The sequence below is a fragment of the Salmonella sp. 3C genome (assembly GCF_025426275.1).
Lineage (GTDB): Bacteria > Pseudomonadota > Gammaproteobacteria > Enterobacterales > Enterobacteriaceae > Salmonella > Salmonella enterica.
On record NZ_CP104858.1, the window covers coordinates 3,342,382 to 3,359,842 of the forward strand.

At 50.7% G+C, this 17,461-nt stretch carries 18 protein-coding genes, 4 tRNA genes and 2 other RNA genes; 20 read left to right on the plus strand and 4 right to left on the minus strand.

Annotated features, from left to right (window positions below; all coding sequences use genetic code 11):
* Window positions 1-1,232 precede the first annotated feature (1,232 nt).
* The 19 genes from cydA to pnuC all read left to right on the plus strand — a co-directional run bounded on the left by cydA (window position 1,233) and on the right by pnuC (window position 13,141).
* Window positions 1,233-2,801, plus strand: a complete 1,569-nt coding sequence (gene cydA / locus N7E69_RS15905; protein WP_024139210.1) for a cytochrome ubiquinol oxidase subunit I — start codon at window positions 1,233-1,235, stop codon at window positions 2,799-2,801.
* A 15-nt stretch (window positions 2,802-2,816) separates the two neighbouring features.
* The gene (gene cydB, locus N7E69_RS15910) at window positions 2,817-3,956 is read left to right on the plus strand and encodes a cytochrome d ubiquinol oxidase subunit II (RefSeq protein WP_000568258.1); all 1,140 of its coding nucleotides are present in this window, start codon (window positions 2,817-2,819) and stop codon (window positions 3,954-3,956) included.
* Window positions 3,957-3,970: 14 nt separating this feature from the next.
* Complete coding sequence (gene cydX, locus N7E69_RS15915) at window positions 3,971-4,084, plus strand: cytochrome bd-I oxidase subunit CydX (protein WP_000270278.1); 114 nt, start codon at window positions 3,971-3,973, stop codon at window positions 4,082-4,084.
* Complete coding sequence (gene ybgE / locus N7E69_RS15920) at window positions 4,084-4,377, plus strand: cyd operon protein YbgE (protein ID WP_000148790.1); 294 nt, start codon at window positions 4,084-4,086, stop codon at window positions 4,375-4,377. The genes cydX and ybgE overlap by 1 nt, the downstream gene beginning before the upstream one ends.
* A 228-nt stretch (window positions 4,378-4,605) precedes the next feature.
* Window positions 4,606-5,010 carry a tol-pal system-associated acyl-CoA thioesterase gene (ybgC, locus tag N7E69_RS15925; protein WP_001046240.1) on the plus strand — a complete coding sequence of 135 codons (405 nt, stop codon included), beginning with the start codon at window positions 4,606-4,608 and terminating at the stop codon, window positions 5,008-5,010.
* The gene (tolQ, locus tag N7E69_RS15930; RefSeq protein WP_000131318.1) at window positions 5,007-5,699 is read left to right on the plus strand and encodes a Tol-Pal system protein TolQ; all 693 of its coding nucleotides are present in this window, start codon (window positions 5,007-5,009) and stop codon (window positions 5,697-5,699) included. The genes ybgC and tolQ overlap by 4 nt, the downstream gene beginning before the upstream one ends.
* A 3-nt stretch (window positions 5,700-5,702) precedes the next feature.
* On the plus strand, window positions 5,703-6,131 hold the full coding sequence (gene tolR / locus N7E69_RS15935) for a colicin uptake protein TolR (RefSeq protein WP_000124676.1): 429 nt from the start codon (window positions 5,703-5,705) through the stop codon (window positions 6,129-6,131).
* 64 nt (window positions 6,132-6,195) lie between these two features.
* Window positions 6,196-7,329, plus strand: a complete 1,134-nt coding sequence (tolA, locus tag N7E69_RS15940; RefSeq protein ID WP_001713081.1) for a cell envelope integrity protein TolA — start codon at window positions 6,196-6,198, stop codon at window positions 7,327-7,329.
* Between the two features lie 123 nt (window positions 7,330-7,452).
* Window positions 7,453-8,745: a Tol-Pal system beta propeller repeat protein TolB gene (gene tolB, locus N7E69_RS15945; protein ID WP_001562341.1), complete on the plus strand. Its 1,293-nt coding sequence runs from the start codon at window positions 7,453-7,455 to the stop codon at window positions 8,743-8,745.
* Between the two features lie 34 nt (window positions 8,746-8,779).
* Window positions 8,780-9,304 carry a peptidoglycan-associated lipoprotein Pal gene (gene pal / locus N7E69_RS15950; protein WP_001176621.1) on the plus strand — a complete coding sequence of 175 codons (525 nt, stop codon included), beginning with the start codon at window positions 8,780-8,782 and terminating at the stop codon, window positions 9,302-9,304.
* 9 nt (window positions 9,305-9,313) lie between these two features.
* Window positions 9,314-10,102 (plus strand): cell division protein CpoB, encoded by a 789-nt coding sequence (gene cpoB, locus N7E69_RS15955; RefSeq protein ID WP_000097553.1) that lies wholly within the window; start codon window positions 9,314-9,316, stop codon window positions 10,100-10,102.
* Between the two features lie 164 nt (window positions 10,103-10,266).
* Window positions 10,267-10,342, plus strand: a tRNA-Lys gene (locus N7E69_RS15960).
* Window positions 10,343-10,379: 37 nt separating this feature from the next.
* Window positions 10,380-10,455 (plus strand) — tRNA-Val (locus N7E69_RS15965).
* 3 nt (window positions 10,456-10,458) lie between these two features.
* Window positions 10,459-10,534 (plus strand) — tRNA-Lys (locus tag N7E69_RS15970).
* A gap of 139 nt (window positions 10,535-10,673) precedes the next feature.
* A tRNA-Lys gene (locus tag N7E69_RS15975) sits at window positions 10,674-10,749 on the plus strand.
* Between the two features lie 29 nt (window positions 10,750-10,778).
* A non-coding RNA gene (locus N7E69_RS15980) (RtT sRNA) lies at window positions 10,779-10,904 on the plus strand.
* 29 nt (window positions 10,905-10,933) lie between these two features.
* Window positions 10,934-11,059, plus strand: a non-coding RNA gene (locus tag N7E69_RS15985) — RtT sRNA.
* A gap of 294 nt (window positions 11,060-11,353) precedes the next feature.
* On the plus strand, window positions 11,354-12,397 hold the full coding sequence (nadA, locus tag N7E69_RS15990) for a quinolinate synthase NadA (RefSeq protein WP_000115339.1): 1,044 nt from the start codon (window positions 11,354-11,356) through the stop codon (window positions 12,395-12,397).
* A gap of 24 nt (window positions 12,398-12,421) precedes the next feature.
* Window positions 12,422-13,141 carry a nicotinamide riboside transporter PnuC gene (pnuC, locus tag N7E69_RS15995; RefSeq protein ID WP_000345361.1) on the plus strand — a complete coding sequence of 240 codons (720 nt, stop codon included), beginning with the start codon at window positions 12,422-12,424 and terminating at the stop codon, window positions 13,139-13,141.
* Here the strand turns inward: pnuC and zitB are convergent.
* Both zitB and N7E69_RS16005 read right to left on the minus strand, forming a co-directional pair.
* On the minus strand, window positions 13,138-14,076 hold the full coding sequence (gene zitB, locus N7E69_RS16000) for a CDF family zinc transporter ZitB (RefSeq protein WP_000951250.1): 939 nt from the start codon (window positions 14,074-14,076) through the stop codon (window positions 13,138-13,140). The genes pnuC and zitB overlap by 4 nt on opposite strands.
* A gap of 110 nt (window positions 14,077-14,186) precedes the next feature.
* Entirely contained in the window at window positions 14,187-14,573 is a 387-nt protein-coding gene (locus N7E69_RS16005) for a YbgS-like family protein (RefSeq protein WP_000784385.1), read from the minus strand.
* 318 nt (window positions 14,574-14,891) lie between these two features.
* Here N7E69_RS16005 and aroG point away from each other — a divergent pair, with 318 nt between their 5' ends.
* Window positions 14,892-15,944, plus strand: a complete 1,053-nt coding sequence (gene aroG / locus N7E69_RS16010) for a 3-deoxy-7-phosphoheptulonate synthase AroG (protein WP_001109233.1) — start codon at window positions 14,892-14,894, stop codon at window positions 15,942-15,944.
* A 93-nt stretch (window positions 15,945-16,037) separates the two neighbouring features.
* Here the strand turns inward: aroG and N7E69_RS16015 are convergent, their stop codons facing one another.
* Both N7E69_RS16015 and N7E69_RS16020 read right to left on the minus strand, forming a co-directional pair.
* Window positions 16,038-16,583 (minus strand): FumA C-terminus/TtdB family hydratase beta subunit, encoded by a 546-nt coding sequence (locus tag N7E69_RS16015; protein ID WP_000970374.1) that lies wholly within the window; start codon window positions 16,581-16,583, stop codon window positions 16,038-16,040.
* A 14-nt stretch (window positions 16,584-16,597) separates the two neighbouring features.
* Window positions 16,598-17,443, minus strand: a complete 846-nt coding sequence (locus N7E69_RS16020; RefSeq protein WP_000086834.1) for a fumarate hydratase — start codon at window positions 17,441-17,443, stop codon at window positions 16,598-16,600.
* Window positions 17,444-17,461 lie beyond the last annotated feature (18 nt).

A 17,461-nucleotide genomic window follows, 5' to 3' on the forward strand; every position in this document is an offset into this window, starting at 1 on the left:
CATTACACTATGTTGACGCTAACCTCTATAGTAAATTGACGCTTGACTCTGTGGCCGCGCATGTTTGCCTGAGCGCGAACTACATGTCTCCTCAGATGTATCGCGCTTACACAGACTGCTTGTTTAATAGCAGAATAAAACAGCTATTTTAATCATAAGAGTACCGACATTATTTCCATGAAGTATTAAAGATATCGTTTAATAAATCATATGAACTTTTGCTGGTTAAAAGAGGTTAACTTTAAAAATTATTAAGAACTTATTGGCACTATTCGTTCGTGATTAATCATGTTTAAAGGGTATTTATGGCTGCGAATAAACAGAATTATTACTATGAGTGACGTAGAAATTGAGGGTAAATCTGTGAAGGTGATAACAGAATCTTCACTATAATAATTATAGAGAGGCAAATACGGTGTTATTGAAATAAAGAAAAATTAGCGAATAAAATGTTTGTTTCTGGCTATCTGGAAAGCTTATTAGCGATAATTAAGGCGATAACCTGGCAAGATGATCCTGGCCGTTAGTCGTCGGGAAAGGGAAGTTGGGGCAGGGTAATCCCGGTGGGATGATGGCGCGTGTGCAATGAGATAGTTTCTTTGCGGTGTTAATTATAAGTAAAATAAAAATAGACTAAATGTATAAAATAATAAGTGTTGATAATCTGCAGAAAAAATCTGTGAGCTATTTAGCAATAATTGAACATCAATGTGGAATGTTTTTTACGGGATGCGGGGCAGTAAAAAACGCACAAAATGTTTAGCCTTATCGAATAAGCCTCTTTTTACAGGGGGTTTGAAATTACTCTTTGCAAAAACAAAAAGTTAACAAAAAATTCACCATGCATTCAATGAATAAACATTATTAACATTAACTTCAAAAATTGATTTTAATCAATATTTAAATGTTGGAAAAGAGCATCAAAACTGGTTAAATTGTCCGTGATCAAATTCCCTGAAAAGCGATAGATTAGCCATAAATTGATCGCTGTCGAAAAAAGCAAATCTGACCCACTAAAAACCTGTTTATTGTAAGGGTTTTACGGCGTAATATATTTGCGGGATCAATTTGGGTTTTTTATTAACATGTTTGTAACCTTTCATCATTACTGTTTCCTTCCCGAGGGGATAGTACGATGGAAGGCCGCAAATAAATTTGTATTGGGGCATGCGTGTGACCCTTTCTAACGGGGTTCACTCTCGGAGTCTTCATGCGATGAGCAAGGAGTCATGATGTTAGATATAGTCGAACTGTCGCGCTTACAGTTTGCCTTGACCGCGATGTACCACTTCCTGTTTGTGCCGCTAACGCTCGGTATGGCGTTCCTGCTGGCCATTATGGAAACGGTATACGTCCTTTCCGGCAAACAGATTTATAAAGATATGACCAAGTTCTGGGGCAAGTTGTTTGGTATCAACTTTGCTCTGGGTGTGGCTACCGGTTTGACCATGGAGTTCCAGTTCGGGACAAACTGGTCGTACTACTCCCACTATGTTGGGGACATCTTCGGTGCGCCGCTGGCCATCGAAGGTTTGATGGCCTTCTTCCTCGAATCCACCTTTGTAGGTCTGTTCTTCTTCGGCTGGGATCGTCTGAGTAAAGTTCAGCATATGTGCGTCACCTGGCTGGTGGCTCTGGGGTCCAACCTCTCCGCGTTGTGGATTCTGGTAGCGAACGGCTGGATGCAAAACCCAATCGCTGCGGATTTCAATTTCGAAACCATGCGTATGGAAATGGTGAGCTTCTCTGAACTGGTGCTGAACCCGGTAGCACAGGTGAAATTTGTTCACACTGTGGCGTCCGGCTATGTCACCGGCGCGATGTTCATCCTCGGTATCAGCGCTTACTACATGCTGAAAGGTCGTGACTTCGCCTTTGCTAAACGCTCCTTTGCTATTGCTGCCAGCTTCGGTATGGCTGCCGTACTGTCCGTTATCGTACTCGGTGACGAATCCGGTTACGAAATGGGCGACGTGCAGAAAACCAAGCTCGCTGCGATTGAAGCAGAATGGGAAACGCAACCTGCTCCGGCCTCCTTTACCCTGTTCGGCATTCCTGACCAGGACAAACAGGAAAACCATCTGGCGATTCAGATCCCTTATGCGCTCGGCATTATCGCTACGCGTTCCGTGGACACGCCGGTTATTGGTCTGAAAGATCTCATGGTTCAGCATGAAGAGCGTATCCGTAACGGGATGAAAGCCTATGAACTGCTGGAGCAGCTGCGCGCCGGTTCTACCGACCAGGCTGTTCGCGACCAGTTTAACAGCATGAAGAAAGATCTCGGTTACGGCCTGCTGCTGAAACGCTATACGCCTAATGTGACTGACGCGACCGAAGCGCAGATCCAGCAAGCGACGAAAGATTCCATTCCTCGCGTTGCGCCGCTGTACTTCGCTTTCCGTATCATGGTGGCGTGCGGCTTCCTGCTGCTGGCGATCATCGCACTTTCCTTCTGGAGCGTGATTCGTAACCGCATCGGTGAGAAAAAATGGCTGTTGCGCGCGGCGCTGTACGGTATTCCACTGCCGTGGATTGCGGTTGAAGCAGGTTGGTTCGTCGCCGAGTATGGTCGTCAGCCGTGGGCGATCGGCGAAGTGTTGCCGACAGCCGTGGCGAACTCATCGCTGACCGTGGGCGATCTGCTGTTCTCCATGTTCCTGATTTGCTGCCTGTATACCCTGTTCCTGGTGGCAGAATTGTTCCTGATGTTCAAATTTGCACGCCTTGGCCCAAGCAGCCTGAAAACCGGTCGCTATCACTTTGAGCAGTCCACCGTGACTTCTCAGCCGGCACGCTAAGACAGGAGTCGTCAAATGATCGATTATGAAGTACTACGTTTTATCTGGTGGCTGCTGGTTGGCATTTTGCTAATTGGTTTCGCCGTCACCGATGGGTTCGACATGGGGGTGGGGATGCTCACCCGTTTCCTCGGTCGTAACGACACCGAACGTCGAATTATGATTAACTCTATCGCCCCACACTGGGACGGTAACCAGGTGTGGTTGATCACCGCGGGCGGTGCGTTGTTTGCTGCCTGGCCGATGGTTTACGCCGCGGCGTTCTCCGGTTTCTATGTAGCGATGATCCTGGTGCTGGCGTCTTTGTTCTTCCGTCCGGTCGGTTTTGATTACCGTTCCAAGATTGAGGACCCGCGCTGGCGCAACATGTGGGACTGGGGCGTGTTCATCGGTAGCTTTGTGCCGCCGCTGGTGATTGGCGTGGCCTTTGGCAACCTGTTGCAGGGCGTACCGTTCCACGTGGATGAGTATCTGCGTCTGTACTACACCGGTAACTTCTTCCAGTTGCTGAACCCGTTTGGTCTGCTGGCGGGTATCGTAAGCGTAGGGATGATCATCACGCAGGGGGCGACTTACCTGCAAATGCGCACCGTTGGCGAACTGCACCTGCGCGCGCGCGCCACCTCGCAGATTGCGGCGCTGGTGACATTAGTGTGCTTTGCGCTGGCGGGCGTTTGGGTAATGTATGGTATTGATGGTTATGTCGTGACATCCGCGATTGACCATCATGCCGCCTCTAACCCGCTGACTAAAGAAGTGGCGCGTGAAGCTGGCGCCTGGCTGGTGAACTTTAATAATGCTCCGATCCTGTGGTTGGTTCCGGCTCTGGGCGTGGTTCTGCCGCTGCTGACTATCCTGACTTCCCGTATGGAGAAAGGCGCGTGGGCATTCCTGTTCTCTTCGCTGACCCTGGCCTGCATTATTCTGACGGCGGGTATCGCTATGTTCCCATTTGTGATGCCGTCCAGCACGATGATGAATGCCAGCCTGACCATGTGGGATGCGACATCCAGCCAGATGACGCTGAACCTGATGACCTGGGTTGCGGCGGTGTTCGTACCGATCATTCTGATCTACACCAGCTGGTGTTACTGGAAAATGTTCGGTCGTATCACTAAAGAACATATTGAAAGCAACACCCACTCTCTGTACTAAGTAAGGAGCTTAAAATGTGGTATTTCGCATGGATTCTGGGAACGCTTCTTGCCTGTGCATTCGGGATCATTACCGCCCTGGCGCTTGAGCACGTTGAAGCGGGTAAAACCGGTCAAGAAGAAAGCTAATGACCCATATTATCGCAAAACTGTATGCGGTAATGGACAAGCGCCCGTTAAGGGCGCTTTCCTTCGTGATGGCGATAGTGCTGGCAGGATGTATGTTCTGGGACCCGTCACGGTTTGCCGCCAGGACCAGCACGCTTGAAATCTGGCACGGATTATTGCTGATGTGGGCGGTTTGCGCAGGCATAATCCACGGCGTGGGTTTTCGCCCTGAATCCGTACACTGGCAAGGGATTTTTTGTCCGCTCCTTGCGGATATCGTCCTTATCGTCGGCCTGATTTTCTTCTTCTTGTGAATAAGAAACCTCCTTAAAAATATAGGGGCTTGCATAAGCCCATATATTTTTACTCTCCCTTAACTTCCCCCCATTCCCAAGCCTCATTCCCACGCGTATAGTAGCAACGTTTAAAAGCTCTACTTTTGTTGCATTACCGGGATGTAAAGTGAATACAAGGCGATATACAACGGCATTCTTGAGGCATTACGGCGGCAAGCGGATGACGCCAATAAAGAGGCTGCAGGGATGAATAAGTATATGTTTCGATGGCCAATTCGAGTTTATTACGAAGACACGGACGCCGGCGGTGTGGTTTATCACGCCAGCTATGTCGCTTTTTATGAAAGAGCGCGCACGGAGATGCTGCGTCACCATCACTTCAGCCAACAGGTGCTGCTGGCGGAGCGGGTCGCCTTTGTGGTGCGCAAGATGACGCTGGAATACTATGCGCCTGCGCGGCTCGACGATATGCTTGAAGTTCAAACAGAAATTACGTCAATGCGTGGCACCGCTTTGGTTTTCACGCAACGCATTGTCAACGCAGAGAACACGCTGCTAAATGAAGCAGAGGTTCTGATTGTTTGCGTTGATCCACTCAAAATGAAGCCTCGTGCGCTTCCTAAGTCTATTGTCGCGGAGTTTAAGCAGTGACTGACATGAATATCCTTGATTTGTTCCTGAAGGCAAGCCTTCTGGTTAAACTTATCATGTTGATTTTGATTGGTTTTTCAATAGCATCCTGGGCCATCATTATCCAGCGAACGCGTATTCTGAACGCCGCTGCGCGTGAGGCGGAAGCGTTTGAAGATAAATTCTGGTCCGGAATCGAACTATCGCGTCTGTACCAGGAAAGCCAGGGGAGGCGCGATAGTCTGTCGGGCTCGGAACAAATCTTTTATAGCGGGTTCAAAGAGTTTGTCCGGCTCCATCGCGCCAACAGCCATGCGCCGGAGGCAGTGGTAGAGGGGGCGTCGCGTGCGATGCGCATCTCCATGAACCGAGAGCTGGAAACGCTGGAAACGCATATCCCGTTTCTTGGCACGGTAGGCTCAATCAGTCCTTATATCGGTCTGTTTGGCACCGTATGGGGGATTATGCATGCGTTTATCGCCCTGGGCGCGGTGAAACAGGCGACTCTGCAAATGGTTGCGCCGGGTATTGCCGAAGCATTGATTGCCACGGCGATTGGTCTGTTTGCCGCCATCCCTGCGGTTATGGCTTACAACCGACTGAATCAGCGCGTGAACAAGCTGGAACTGAATTACGACAACTTTATGGAAGAGTTCACCGCGATTCTGCACCGCCAGGCGTTTACCGTAAGCGAAAGCAACAAGGGGTAAGCCATGGCCAGAACGCGTGGACGAGGTCGTCGCGAACTTAAGTCCGAAATCAATATTGTACCGCTACTCGACGTACTGTTGGTGTTGCTGCTGATCTTTATGGCAACCGCGCCGATCATTACCCAGAGCGTGGAGGTCGACTTGCCGGAGGCGAATCAGTCGCAGGCGGTCAGTAGTAACGACGATCCACCGGTCATTATTGAGGTTTCCGGAGTAGGGCAATACAGCGTAGTGGTTGATAAAGATCGAATGGATCAACTGCCGTCTGAACAGGTGATCGCAGAAGTAAAGCGTCATCTGCAGGCTAATCCGAAAACAGTCTTTTTAATCGGCGGCGCGAAAGAGGTGCCGTACGATGAAATAATTAAAGCGCTGAACTTGTTACACAGCGCGGGCGTAAAATCGGTTGGCTTAATGACGCAGCCAATCTGAAGTCTGCGTCCCGTTGGCTTGAAAGACGGCGAGTAACAGGCGAACAGTTTTTTGGGAACCGAGAGTGTCAAAGGCAACCGAACAAAACGACAAGCTCAAACGGGCGATAATTATTTCAGCCGTGCTGCATATCATCTTATTTGCAGTGCTGATCTGGAGTTCGTTTGATGAGCATATAGAGGCTTCTGCCGGCGGCGGCGGTGGTTCCGCTATCGACGCGGTGATGGTCGATCCTGGCGCCGTTGTGCAGCAGTACAACCGTCAGCAGGATCAACAGGCCAGCGCCAGACGCGCGGAAGAAGAGCGTAAAAAGCTGCAACAGCAGCAAGCAGAGGAGCTGCAGCAGAAGCAGGCTGCCGAACAGGAGCGGTTGAAACAACTTGAGAAAGAACGTTTAGCGGCTCAGGAGCAGCAAAAGCAGGCTGAAGAAGCGGCAAAACTGGCGCAACAGCAGCAGCAACAGGCCGAAGAAGCGGCGAAAGCGGCGGCGGACGCGAAGAAAAAAGCGGAGGCCGAAGCGGCGAAAGCGGCGGCGGACGCGAAGAAGAAAGCGGAGGCCGAGGCGGCGAAAGCGGCGGCGGACGCGAAGAAGAAAGCGGAAGCCGAGGCGGTAAAAGCGGCAGCGGACGCGAAGAAGAAAGCGGAAGCCGAAGCGGCGAAAGCGGCGGCGGAGGCGAAGAAGAAAGCGGAAGCCGAAGCGGCGAAAGCGGCGGCGGAGGCGAAGAAGAAAGCGGATGCCGCGGCGGCGAAAGCAGCGGCGGACGCTAAGAAGAAAGCGGCTGCCGAAAAAGCGGCCGCCGCAGAAGGCGTCGACGATCTGCTTGGCGATCTCAGCTCGGGTAAGAATGCGCCGAAAACCGGCGGCGGCGCGAAAGGGAATGGTCAGCCATCGAAAGATAGCGGTACATCGGGCGCTAACGGTGGGGCGACAGGCGCTGATATCAGCGCCTACGCGAAACAGATTCAGGTCGCCATTCAGAGCCGTCTGTATGATGCGAGCCTGTATCAGGGCAAACAATGTGTCTTGCATATTAGCCTGGCGCCGGATGGCTCATTAAAAAGCATTACGTCTGAGGGCGGCGATCCGGCGCTTTGTCAGGCGGCGTTAATGGCGGCAAAAACCGCGAAAATTCCTAAACCGCCAAGCCAGGCTGTTTATGAGAAAATAAAGGATGCCAAACTAGACTTTAAACTGTAGATACTTTTCTTTATGGAAGTTGGAGCGGTTGAGTTGTTACTGGTCCTGGTGGTTTTGTGTATTTGAGTTTGTTAACATTCTGCTAAATTATCGTGGGTCGCAGGCCCAGGTATGGGAGATATGATGAAGCAGGCATTACGAGTAGCATTTGGTTTTCTGATGCTGTGGGCGGCGGTGCTGCACGCAGAAGTCCGTATCGAGATCACCCAGGGGGTGGACTCGGCGCGACCGATTGGCGTTGTGCCTTTTAAATGGGCCGGGCCGGGCGCTGCGCCTGAAGATATCGGCGGCATCGTGGCGGCAGATTTACGTAATAGCGGTAAATTTAATCCGTTAGACCGGTCCCGACTGCCGCAGCAGCCAGCCACCGCTCAGGAAGTTCAGCCTACCGCATGGTCTGCGCTGGGTATTGATGCCGTCGTCGTTGGGCAGGTAACGCCGAATCCGGACGGTTCCTACAATGTTGCTTATCAGCTGGTTGACACTGGCGGCGCGCCGGGGACTGTACTGGCGCAAAATTCTTATAAAGTGAACAAGCAGTGGCTGCGTTATGCAGGTCATACCGCCAGTGACGAAGTCTTTGAAAAACTGACGGGCATTAAGGGCGCGTTCCGTACTCGTATCGCCTATGTGGTACAGACTAATGGCGGTCAGTTCCCGTATGAACTGCGTGTGTCGGATTACGATGGTTACAATCAGTTTGTGGTGCACCGTTCTCCGCAGCCGTTGATGTCTCCGGCGTGGTCTCCGGACGGCTCAAAACTGGCTTACGTGACATTTGAAAGCGGTCGCTCCGCGCTGGTTATCCAGACGCTGGCAAACGGCGCAGTGCGTCAGGTTGCGTCCTTCCCGCGTCACAACGGCGCGCCGGCCTTCTCGCCGGATGGGACGAAACTGGCGTTCGCGTTATCGAAAACCGGAAGTCTGAACCTGTACGTTATGGATCTTGCTTCCGGCCAGATTCGTCAGATAACGGACGGGCGTAGCAACAATACGGAGCCGACCTGGTTCCCGGACAGCCAGACTCTGGCCTTTACCTCTGACCAGGCTGGACGTCCGCAAGTGTATAAAATGAACATTAACGGCGGTGCGGCGCAGCGTATTACCTGGGAAGGTTCGCAAAACCAGGATGCGGATGTCAGCAGCGACGGTAAATTTATGGTAATGGTAAGCTCAAATAACGGGCAGCAGCACATTGCCAAACAAGATCTGGTGACGGGTGGCGTACAGGTTCTGTCGTCAACGTTCCTGGATGAAACGCCAAGTCTGGCACCTAACGGCACGATGGTAATCTACAGCTCTTCTCAGGGGATGGGATCTGTGCTGAATTTGGTTTCTACAGATGGGCGTTTCAAAGCGCGTCTTCCGGCAACTGATGGTCAGGTGAAATCGCCTGCCTGGTCGCCGTATCTGTGATAATAATTAATTGATTACTAAAGGAATTAAAGAAATGCAACTGAACAAAGTGCTGAAGGGCCTGATGATTGCCCTGCCTGTTATGGCAATCGCGGCATGTTCTTCCAACAAGAACGCCAGCAATGACGGTAGCGAAGGCGGCATGCTGAACGGCGCCGGCACTGGTATGGACGCTAACGGCAACGGCAACATGTCATCTGAAGAGCAAGCGCGTCTGCAGATGCAGCAGCTGCAGCAGAACAACATCGTTTACTTCGATCTCGACAAGTACGATATCCGTTCTGACTTCGCGGCAATGCTGGATGCGCACGCTAACTTCCTGCGTAGCAACCCGTCTTACAAAGTCACCGTAGAAGGTCACGCGGACGAACGCGGTACTCCGGAGTACAACATCTCCCTGGGCGAACGTCGTGCTAACGCCGTTAAAATGTACCTGCAGGGTAAAGGCGTTTCCGCTGACCAGATCTCCATCGTTTCTTACGGTAAAGAAAAACCTGCCGTACTGGGCCACGACGAAGCGGCTTACGCTAAGAACCGTCGCGCTGTACTGGTTTACTAAGAGAATTGCATGAGCAGTAACTTCAGACATCACCTGTTGAGTCTGTCGTTACTGGTTGGCATAGCGGCCCCCTGGGCCGCTTTTGCTCAGGCGCCAATCAGTAGTGTCGGCTCAGGCTCGGTCGAAGACCGCGTCACTCAACTTGAGCGTATCTCTAACGCTCACAGCCAGCTTTTAACCCAACTTCAGCAGCAGCTCTCCGATAATCAGTCCGATATCGATTCTTTGCGCGGCCAAATCCAGGAAAATCAGTATCAACTGAATCAGGTGATGGAGCGCCAGAAGCAAATTATGCTGCAGCTGGGGAGCTTGAATAATGGCGGCGCAGCGCAGCCAGCAGCTGGTGACCAGAGCGGGACGGCAACCACTGCGACCCCCGCCCCGGATGCCGGTACGGCAACCTCAGGGGCGCCGGTACAAAGTGGCGATGCGAATACCGATTACAATGCGGCAATTGCGCTGGTGCAGGATAAGTCTCGCCAGGATGATGCGATTGTGGCGTTTCAGAACTTCATCAAGAAATACCCTGATTCTACTTATCAGCCGAACGCCAATTATTGGCTGGGCCAGTTGAATTACAACAAGGGTAAAAAAGATGACGCCGCCTATTATTTCGCCTCGGTAGTAAAAAACTATCCTAAGTCGCCGAAGGCTGCGGACGCGATGTACAAAGTTGGCGTTATCATGCAGGACAAAGGTGATACGGCAAAAGCGAAAGCGGTTTATCAGCAGGTGATTAACAAATATCCTGGCACTGATGGCGCGAAACAGGCGCAGAAGCGTCTTAACGCGATGTAATGCGTACCATGCGACCAGAAAACGCCTTTTTTCTGGTCGCGTCGTGCGATTCCTAAGCAGTTGAGCCCTCTGCGTCGAAATTTTTGTTGCGCTCAAATCTGAAATCAGTAATATATGCCGCCGTTGCCACGGGATATTAAACAACTCGAAAGCAACGCAAAAGTGGGTCGTTAGCTCAGTTGGTAGAGCAGTTGACTTTTAATCAATTGGTCGCAGGTTCGAATCCTGCACGACCCACCACTAACTTCGGTTAGTCAGTAATATCCAGCGTAGTATCGGGTGATTAGCTCAGCTGGGAGAGCACCTCCCTTACAAGGAGGGGGGCGGCGGTTCGATCCCGTCATCACCCACCACTTGGGTCGTTAGCTCAGTTGGTAGAGCAGTTGACTTTTAATCAATTGGTCGCAGGTTCGAATCCTGCACGACCCACCAATTTAACATCAAACTCAGATGTTGAACGTGAAGGATAACGTTGCGTCAGCAACCTGTAGGGCGAGGCGAAGCCGAGTCATCCTGCACGACCCACCATCTTTAGATGGTCCGAGTAAAATCTTTCAGGCAGCACCTGTATGGGTCGTTAGCTCAGTTGGTAGAGCAGTTGACTTTTAATCAATTGGTCGCAGGTTCGAATCCTGCACGACCCACCAATGTAAAAAAGCGCCCTAAAGGCGCTTTTTTGCTATCTGCGATATGGAAGATTCGAACCTGCCGCAGGTCCGGGTCTCACGTAGTGAGACAACGGAGCCGCTTGCGGCGACGGCCCGAAGGGCGAGCAAAGCGAGTCATCCTGCACGACCCACCAATGTAAAAAAGCGCCCTAAAGGCGCTTTTTTGCTATCTGCGATATGGAAGATTCGAACCTGCCGCAGGTTCGGGACTCACGCAGTGAGACAACGGAGCCGCTTGCGGCGACGGCCCGAAGGGCGAGCGAAGCGAGTCATCCTGCACGACCCACCAATGTAAAAGAGGGCGCTGGCGGCGCCTTTTTGCTATCTGCAATATGGAAGATTCGAACCTGCCGCAGGTTTGGGTCTTGCCTGATGCGCTGCGCTTATCAGGCCTACAGACGGCACCGCTCACGTAGGCCAGATAAGACGTTACGCCGCCATCAGATATGGGGCTACGTAATTATTGTGACTTTCCTTATTGAATCAGCTATCTTGTTTAGCATATAAAACAAATTAACCGATTGTGGCGTTTGTTACGCTTTCATTCGGTTATTTCGTTAAGTCAGTAAAACGAGAAACCACGATGAGCGTAATGTTTGACCCACAAGCCGCAATCTACCCGTTCCCGCCGAAACCAACGCCGTTGAACGACGATGAAAAGCAATTTTATCGTGAGAAAATCAAGCGTTTGCTCAAAGAGCGCAATGCCGTCATGGTGGCGCACTACTACACCGATCCGGAAATTCAACAGTTAGCAGAAGAAACCGGCGGCTGTATTTCCGACTCGCTGGAAATGGCCCGTTTCGGCGCGAAGCACGCCGCATCCACGTTACTGGTAGCGGGCGTACGGTTTATGGGGGAAACCGCCAAAATCCTCAGCCCGGAAAAAAACATTCTTATGCCTACGCTGGCGGTGGAATGTTCGCTGGATTTAGGCTGCCCAATAGACGAATTTAGCGCTTTTTGTGATGCGCACCCTGACAGAACCGTAGTGGTCTATGCTAACATCTCGGCTGCTGTTAAAGCGCGTGCGGACTGGGTTGTGACCTCCAGTATCGCCGTAGAACTGATTGAGCATCTGGATAGTTTGGGGGAAAAAATTATCTGGGCGCCGGACAGACACCTGGGGAATTACGTGCAAAAACAGACCGGGGCCGATGTACTGTGTTGGCAAGGGGCGTGTATCGTGCATGACGAGTTTAAAACCCAGGCGTTGACCCGTTTAAAAAAAATCTATCCCTATGCCGCTCTTCTGGTTCACCCTGAATCGCCGCAGTCCATTGTCGAGATGGCCGATGCGGTGGGCTCCACCAGTCAGCTTATTAAGGCGGCAAAAACGCTGCCGCACAGACAGCTTATCGTGGCGACCGATCGCGGCATCTTCTACAAAATGCAGCAGGCGGTGCCTGAAAAAGAACTGCTTGAAGCGCCCACGGCTGGCGAGGGGGCGACCTGCCGTAGCTGCGCGCACTGTCCGTGGATGGCGATGAATGGCCTGAAAGCCATTGCTGAAGGGCTGGAGCAGGGAGGCGCGGCGCATGAAATACAGGTTGATGCGGCGCTACGCGAGGGCGCATTACTGCCGCTCAACCGGATGCTGGATTTTGCGGCTACACTTCGGGCGTAAAGACGGAAATCTTTGGGGGAGAGAATGGATTTTTTTAGTACGCACAACATACTGATTCATATTCCGATTGGCGCTGGCGGGTACGATCTCTCGTGGATCGAAGCGGTAGGAACCATCGCCGGCCTGCTCTGTATTTGGCTTGCCAGTCTGGAGAAGATCAGCAACTACTTTTTTGGACTGGTTAACGTCACCCTGTTTGCGATTATTTTCTTTCAGATCCAGCTTTATGCCAGCCTGTTGCTGCAACTCTTTTTCTTTGCCGCCAATATTTATGGCTGGTATGCGTGGTCGCGGCAAACAAAGGATAATGAAGCCGAGCTTAAAATCCGCTGGCTGCCGTTGCCAAAAGCAATGGCATGGCTGGCGATATGTGTGATAGCTATCGGTTTGATGACGCGATATATCGATCCCGTATTCGCCGTCCTGACGCGCGTGGCCGTCGCCATTATGCAGATGCTGGGGTTACAGGTGACAATGCCTGTACTGCAACCGGACGCTTTCCCGTTCTGGGACTCTTGCATGATGGTGCTGTCTATCGTGGCGATGATTTTGATGACACGCAAATATGTCGAAAACTGGCTCCTGTGGGTGATAATCAACGTAATCAGTGTGGTGATTTTTGCTTTGCAGGGCGTCTATGCGATGTCGCTGGAATATCTGATCCTGACATTTATCGCCGTGAACGGTAGTCGCCTGTGGATAAACAGCGCGCGGGAGCGAGGATCGCGCGCGCTTTCCCGTTAATGGTGATGAACATGCCCGGATGGCGTCTGATTCAGATGACAGTCCGGGCCGTGACACACTTGATACTCCATCTGAATCGTAGCGTGCGCAATATGGTATTCGTGCATCAGGAAATCCTGGATACGTTCCAGCAGCGCATCATGGTCGTGTGGCGGAATGACCTGAGCGTGCAATGTCATGACCGGTTTTTCGCCGACCATCCAGACATGCACATGGTGTACGTTGCGGACTTCGGGGATTTCCCGGCTTAAATGGCGCTGTAAGGCATTAATATCCAGTGAAACCGGCGCGCCTTCCAGCAATTCGTTGACGCTATCTTTTAACAAACGCCAGGCGCTGCGTAGTACCAGTACCGAAACCAGAATAGAGAGAATCGGGTCCGCTGGCGTCCAGCCCGTCCAGATAATGATCAACGCGGCGACTATTGCGCCGACGGAACCCAGCAAATCGCCCATCACATGTAGCGCGGCAGCGCGCACGTTCAGGTTTTTTTCATCGCTTCCCCGATGGAGTATCCAGAACGCAAACAGGTTCGCCAGCAGACCCGCAACCGCAATTACCATCATCAGATTGCCCGCCACCGGACGTGGCGTGTAAAAGCGCTCTATCGCTTCCCAGACAATGAGAAGGGTAATGACCACCAACGCAATGGCATTCACAAAAGCCGCCAGTGTGGTGAGTCTTAGCCAGCCAAAAGTGTGGCGAACAGTCGGGGGACGACGGGAAAATTGAACCGCCAGCAGCGCAAAAAGAAGGGCCGCCGCGTCGGTGAGCATATGTCCCGCATCCGCCAACAACGCCAGAGAGCCGGAGAGTATCCCGCCCACCACCTCAAGGAGCATAAATCCGGCAGTGACGATAAAGGCGAAAAGCAGGCGACGAGCATTATTATCTTTCGGCAGGTGTGAATCGGCATGAGAGTGTGAGTGCGCCATAACGTCATTCCTTTGTTATTCTCATCAATACTGTAGACATCATACTGATTTTTCGCTGACAAAATAAAAAGGAGAGCGAAAGCTCTCCCGTTATCAGACTTTTTTCTGCATTACTGTGTGGTACCGTCGGTTTTGGTATTCACGTCATTATTGACGCCATTACCGGTTTCCACTTTTTTATTAATATCCGGGCAGCGACCGTCTTTACACATGGTATTTTTATGCTCTTCATCCTTGGTCATTCCGTCATGATTCATGGTTGAACCGTCTGGATGCTGCATCGTGCTGTTAGTATTGCCGTTGGTATTGATGTCGTTGTTATTCACATCATTCGGCGCCACATTCTGGCGGGCGTCCGGGGCAACCTGACCGGCATTTGCCGCCGAGTTCGCCTGGCCATTACTGGATTGCGCGTTAGATTCAGCAGCTAACGCTGTGCCGCTGGCAAGGCCGAGGGTAGCGGTGAGTAAAAGCGTAGTCAGTTTTGTCATTTTCATAAGATGCTCCTGTTATGGTGGATATGTCGGATAACCTCTTCCAACAGTGCACGTGTCAGTCAAATCCTCAAATAAGGGATAAAAAACGTTCGCCGCCGCGGGTTAACGCAGCAGAGAATCTTGCAATAATTCATAAACAGAGTGGTTACAGTTAAAAAGTGTAGGTTAGATCCCATTTTTCGCTACATTTGTGCGTTTTTTCCTGAATTCCAGGATTATTCCGTTCAAAGTGTAAAAGCCCGTTTACACTATTTAATTGAAGAGATAGATTGGAGGGATTGCATTCATTGGGATAAGTACGGCAACACTGGAATAAACATGAATTATCAGAACGACGATTTACGCATTAAAGAAATCAACGAGTTATTACCTCCGGTCGCGCTGCTGGAAAAGTTTCCCGCCACGGAAAATGCAGCAAATACCGTTGCTCACGCGCGCAAAGCCATCCATAAAATTCTCAAAGGCAATGACGATCGTCTGCTGGTGGTGATCGGTCCTTGTTCAATTCATGATCCGGCAGCGGCGAAAGAGTATGCCGCCCGTTTGCTGGCGCTACGTGATGAGCTTCAAGGCGAGCTTGAAATTGTCATGCGCGTCTATTTTGAGAAACCGCGTACCACCGTCGGCTGGAAAGGGCTGATTAACGATCCGCACATGGATAACAGCTTCCAGATTAACGACGGTCTGCGTATTGCGCGCAAACTGCTGCTGGATATTAACGACAGCGGCCTGCCTGCCGCCGGCGAATTCCTCGATATGATCACGCCGCAATATCTGGCCGATCTGATGAGCTGGGGCGCCATTGGCGCGCGGACTACTGAATCCCAGGTTCATCGCGAACTGGCGTCTGGCCTCTCTTGTCCGGTCGGTTTTAAAAATGGTACTGATGGCACGATTAAAGTTGCCATTGACGCCATCAACGCCGCCGGCGCGCCGCATTGCTTCCTCTCCGTCACTAAATGGGGTCATTCGGCGATTGTGAATACCAGCGGCAACGGCGACTGCCATATCATTCTGCGCGGAGGTAAAGCGCCAAACTATAGCGCGCAACATGTTGCTGAGGTGAAAGAAGGCCTCATCAAAGCGGGACTGACGCCGCAGGTCATGATCGATTTCAGCCATGCCAACTCCTGTAAGCAATTTCAAAAGCAGATGGAGGTTTGCGCCGATGTCTGTCAGCAGATAGCGGGCGGTGAAAAAGCGATTATTGGCGTGATGGTAGAGAGTCATCTGGTAGAAGGAAACCAGAGTCTGGAAAGCGGTCAGCCGCTGACCTACGGTAAAAGCATTACTGACGCCTGTATTGGCTGGGAAGATACCGATGCGCTGCTTCGTCAGTTGTCGGCAGCGGTAAAAGCCCGTCGCGGCTAAGTTTAGTTTCTATCCTGTGGTGAAGTGCAGGATAGAAAACATATCGGTCCGGTAACAGCCTACCGGACCGATATTGCCAATATTAATGTATTATTATTTGGCGTACTTGGGTACTTCCTGCTTCTGGAGAGTATTTCCTTCCGAATCAATTCCTACAATGACTCTATAGCGGTCAAAATATAACTTCTTAATGGATTCTGTTCCTAATTCTTCGTAGGCAACAATTTCTACTGATTTAACATGTTTTGTATTAATTGCAGACGCTCCTCCAATCCCGAGTAGCGAAACCCCACCGTATTTTTTACAAAGCTCAGCGACATAATCAGCACGATCGCCTTTGCCAAGAAACGCAGTTGCCCCTTGTTGAAACATCATTTCTACAAATGGGTCCATACGCGCGGCCGTTGTAGGACCGTTGGAGCCAATAGGTAAACCAGGTCTGGCAGGGCAGGGGCCAGCATAGTAAATCGTTTGGTTTTGAAAATCGACCGGTGATTTTTCTCCGTTACTAAGCGCTACTTCGATTTTTTTATGCGCGGCGTCACGGCAGGTGTAAGCAAATCCAGTGAGAAATAATATATCGCCGACCTTAAGAGTTTTCGCTTTCTCTTTAGTCAATGGTAATGTTAATTCCATCATAGCTTCTCCAGGTATTAAATGATTTCACTAGCGTGGCGGCTTGCATTACATTGGAAATTGATTGCGACTGGCAGTGCAGTGATATGGCAAGGATAGTAATCGACATGCACGCCTAACGCCGTAATACGCCCGCCCATACCTAAAGGGCCGATCCCTGTATTATTCACGGCCTCTAATAATTCAGCTTCGAGCTGGGCATAAAGTGGTTTAGCATTGAACTCACCAAGAGGGCGTAATAATGCTTTCTTAGCCATCCACGAACAGTGATCCATTGTACCGCCAACGCCGATACCAATAATATAAGGAGGGCATGGATTGCCTCCTACACGACGGACAGTTTCCAGAACAAAATCTTTTATACCATCAATACCATCGCCGGGAAGCAATGTTTTAAAAGTTCCCATATTTTCGCTACCGCCGCCCTTTGGCATAACGGTAATTGTCACTCGGTCACCATCAACAATTTCAGTATGTAAAATTGCAGGAGTATTATCATTAGTATTAATACGTTCTAATGGATCTGCAACCATGGATTTTCTTAAGTATCCATTTTCATAGCCCTGGCGAACACCCTGGTTCACCTGATCTTTAAGCGGCTTACCTTCCCAGCATACATGTTGTCCAATTTCCATTATAACGATACAAGTGCCGGTATCATGGCAGCATGCAAGTTGTTCTTTTTTTGCATACTCTCCATTATCAATTAATATCTTAATGGTTTCCTTGCCGATCTTTGACTCTTCTTTATCATATGCTTTACGAAAAGAACACATGAGATTATCATCCAGTTCATAACAAGCTTTTTTTACAAGTTTTTCGATAACCGAAATGATAATTTCTGTATTTAATATACGACTCATACTCCCTCCAGTGCTATG

Coding starts and splice junctions, on each gene's coding strand:
- aroG (WP_001109233.1), top strand. CDS start 14,892: ATGAATTATCAGAACGACGATTTACGCATTAAAGAAATCAACGAGTTA.
- N7E69_RS16005 (WP_000784385.1), bottom strand. CDS start 14,573: ATGAAAATGACAAAACTGACTACGCTTTTACTCACCGCTACCCTCGGC.
- tolB (WP_001562341.1), top strand. CDS start 7,453: ATGAAGCAGGCATTACGAGTAGCATTTGGTTTTCTGATGCTGTGGGCG.
- zitB (WP_000951250.1), bottom strand. CDS start 14,076: ATGGCGCACTCACACTCTCATGCCGATTCACACCTGCCGAAAGATAAT.
- nadA (WP_000115339.1), top strand. CDS start 11,354: ATGAGCGTAATGTTTGACCCACAAGCCGCAATCTACCCGTTCCCGCCG.
- ybgE (WP_000148790.1), top strand. CDS start 4,084: ATGACCCATATTATCGCAAAACTGTATGCGGTAATGGACAAGCGCCCG.
- pal (WP_001176621.1), top strand. CDS start 8,780: ATGCAACTGAACAAAGTGCTGAAGGGCCTGATGATTGCCCTGCCTGTT.
- ybgC (WP_001046240.1), top strand. CDS start 4,606: ATGAATAAGTATATGTTTCGATGGCCAATTCGAGTTTATTACGAAGAC.
- cydB (WP_000568258.1), top strand. CDS start 2,817: ATGATCGATTATGAAGTACTACGTTTTATCTGGTGGCTGCTGGTTGGC.
- pnuC (WP_000345361.1), top strand. CDS start 12,422: ATGGATTTTTTTAGTACGCACAACATACTGATTCATATTCCGATTGGC.
- tolR (WP_000124676.1), top strand. CDS start 5,703: ATGGCCAGAACGCGTGGACGAGGTCGTCGCGAACTTAAGTCCGAAATC.
- cpoB (WP_000097553.1), top strand. CDS start 9,314: ATGAGCAGTAACTTCAGACATCACCTGTTGAGTCTGTCGTTACTGGTT.
- N7E69_RS16015 (WP_000970374.1), bottom strand. CDS start 16,583: ATGATGGAATTAACATTACCATTGACTAAAGAGAAAGCGAAAACTCTT.
- N7E69_RS16020 (WP_000086834.1), bottom strand. CDS start 17,443: ATGAGTCGTATATTAAATACAGAAATTATCATTTCGGTTATCGAAAAA.
- cydX (WP_000270278.1), top strand. CDS start 3,971: ATGTGGTATTTCGCATGGATTCTGGGAACGCTTCTTGCCTGTGCATTC.
- cydA (WP_024139210.1), top strand. CDS start 1,233: ATGTTAGATATAGTCGAACTGTCGCGCTTACAGTTTGCCTTGACCGCG.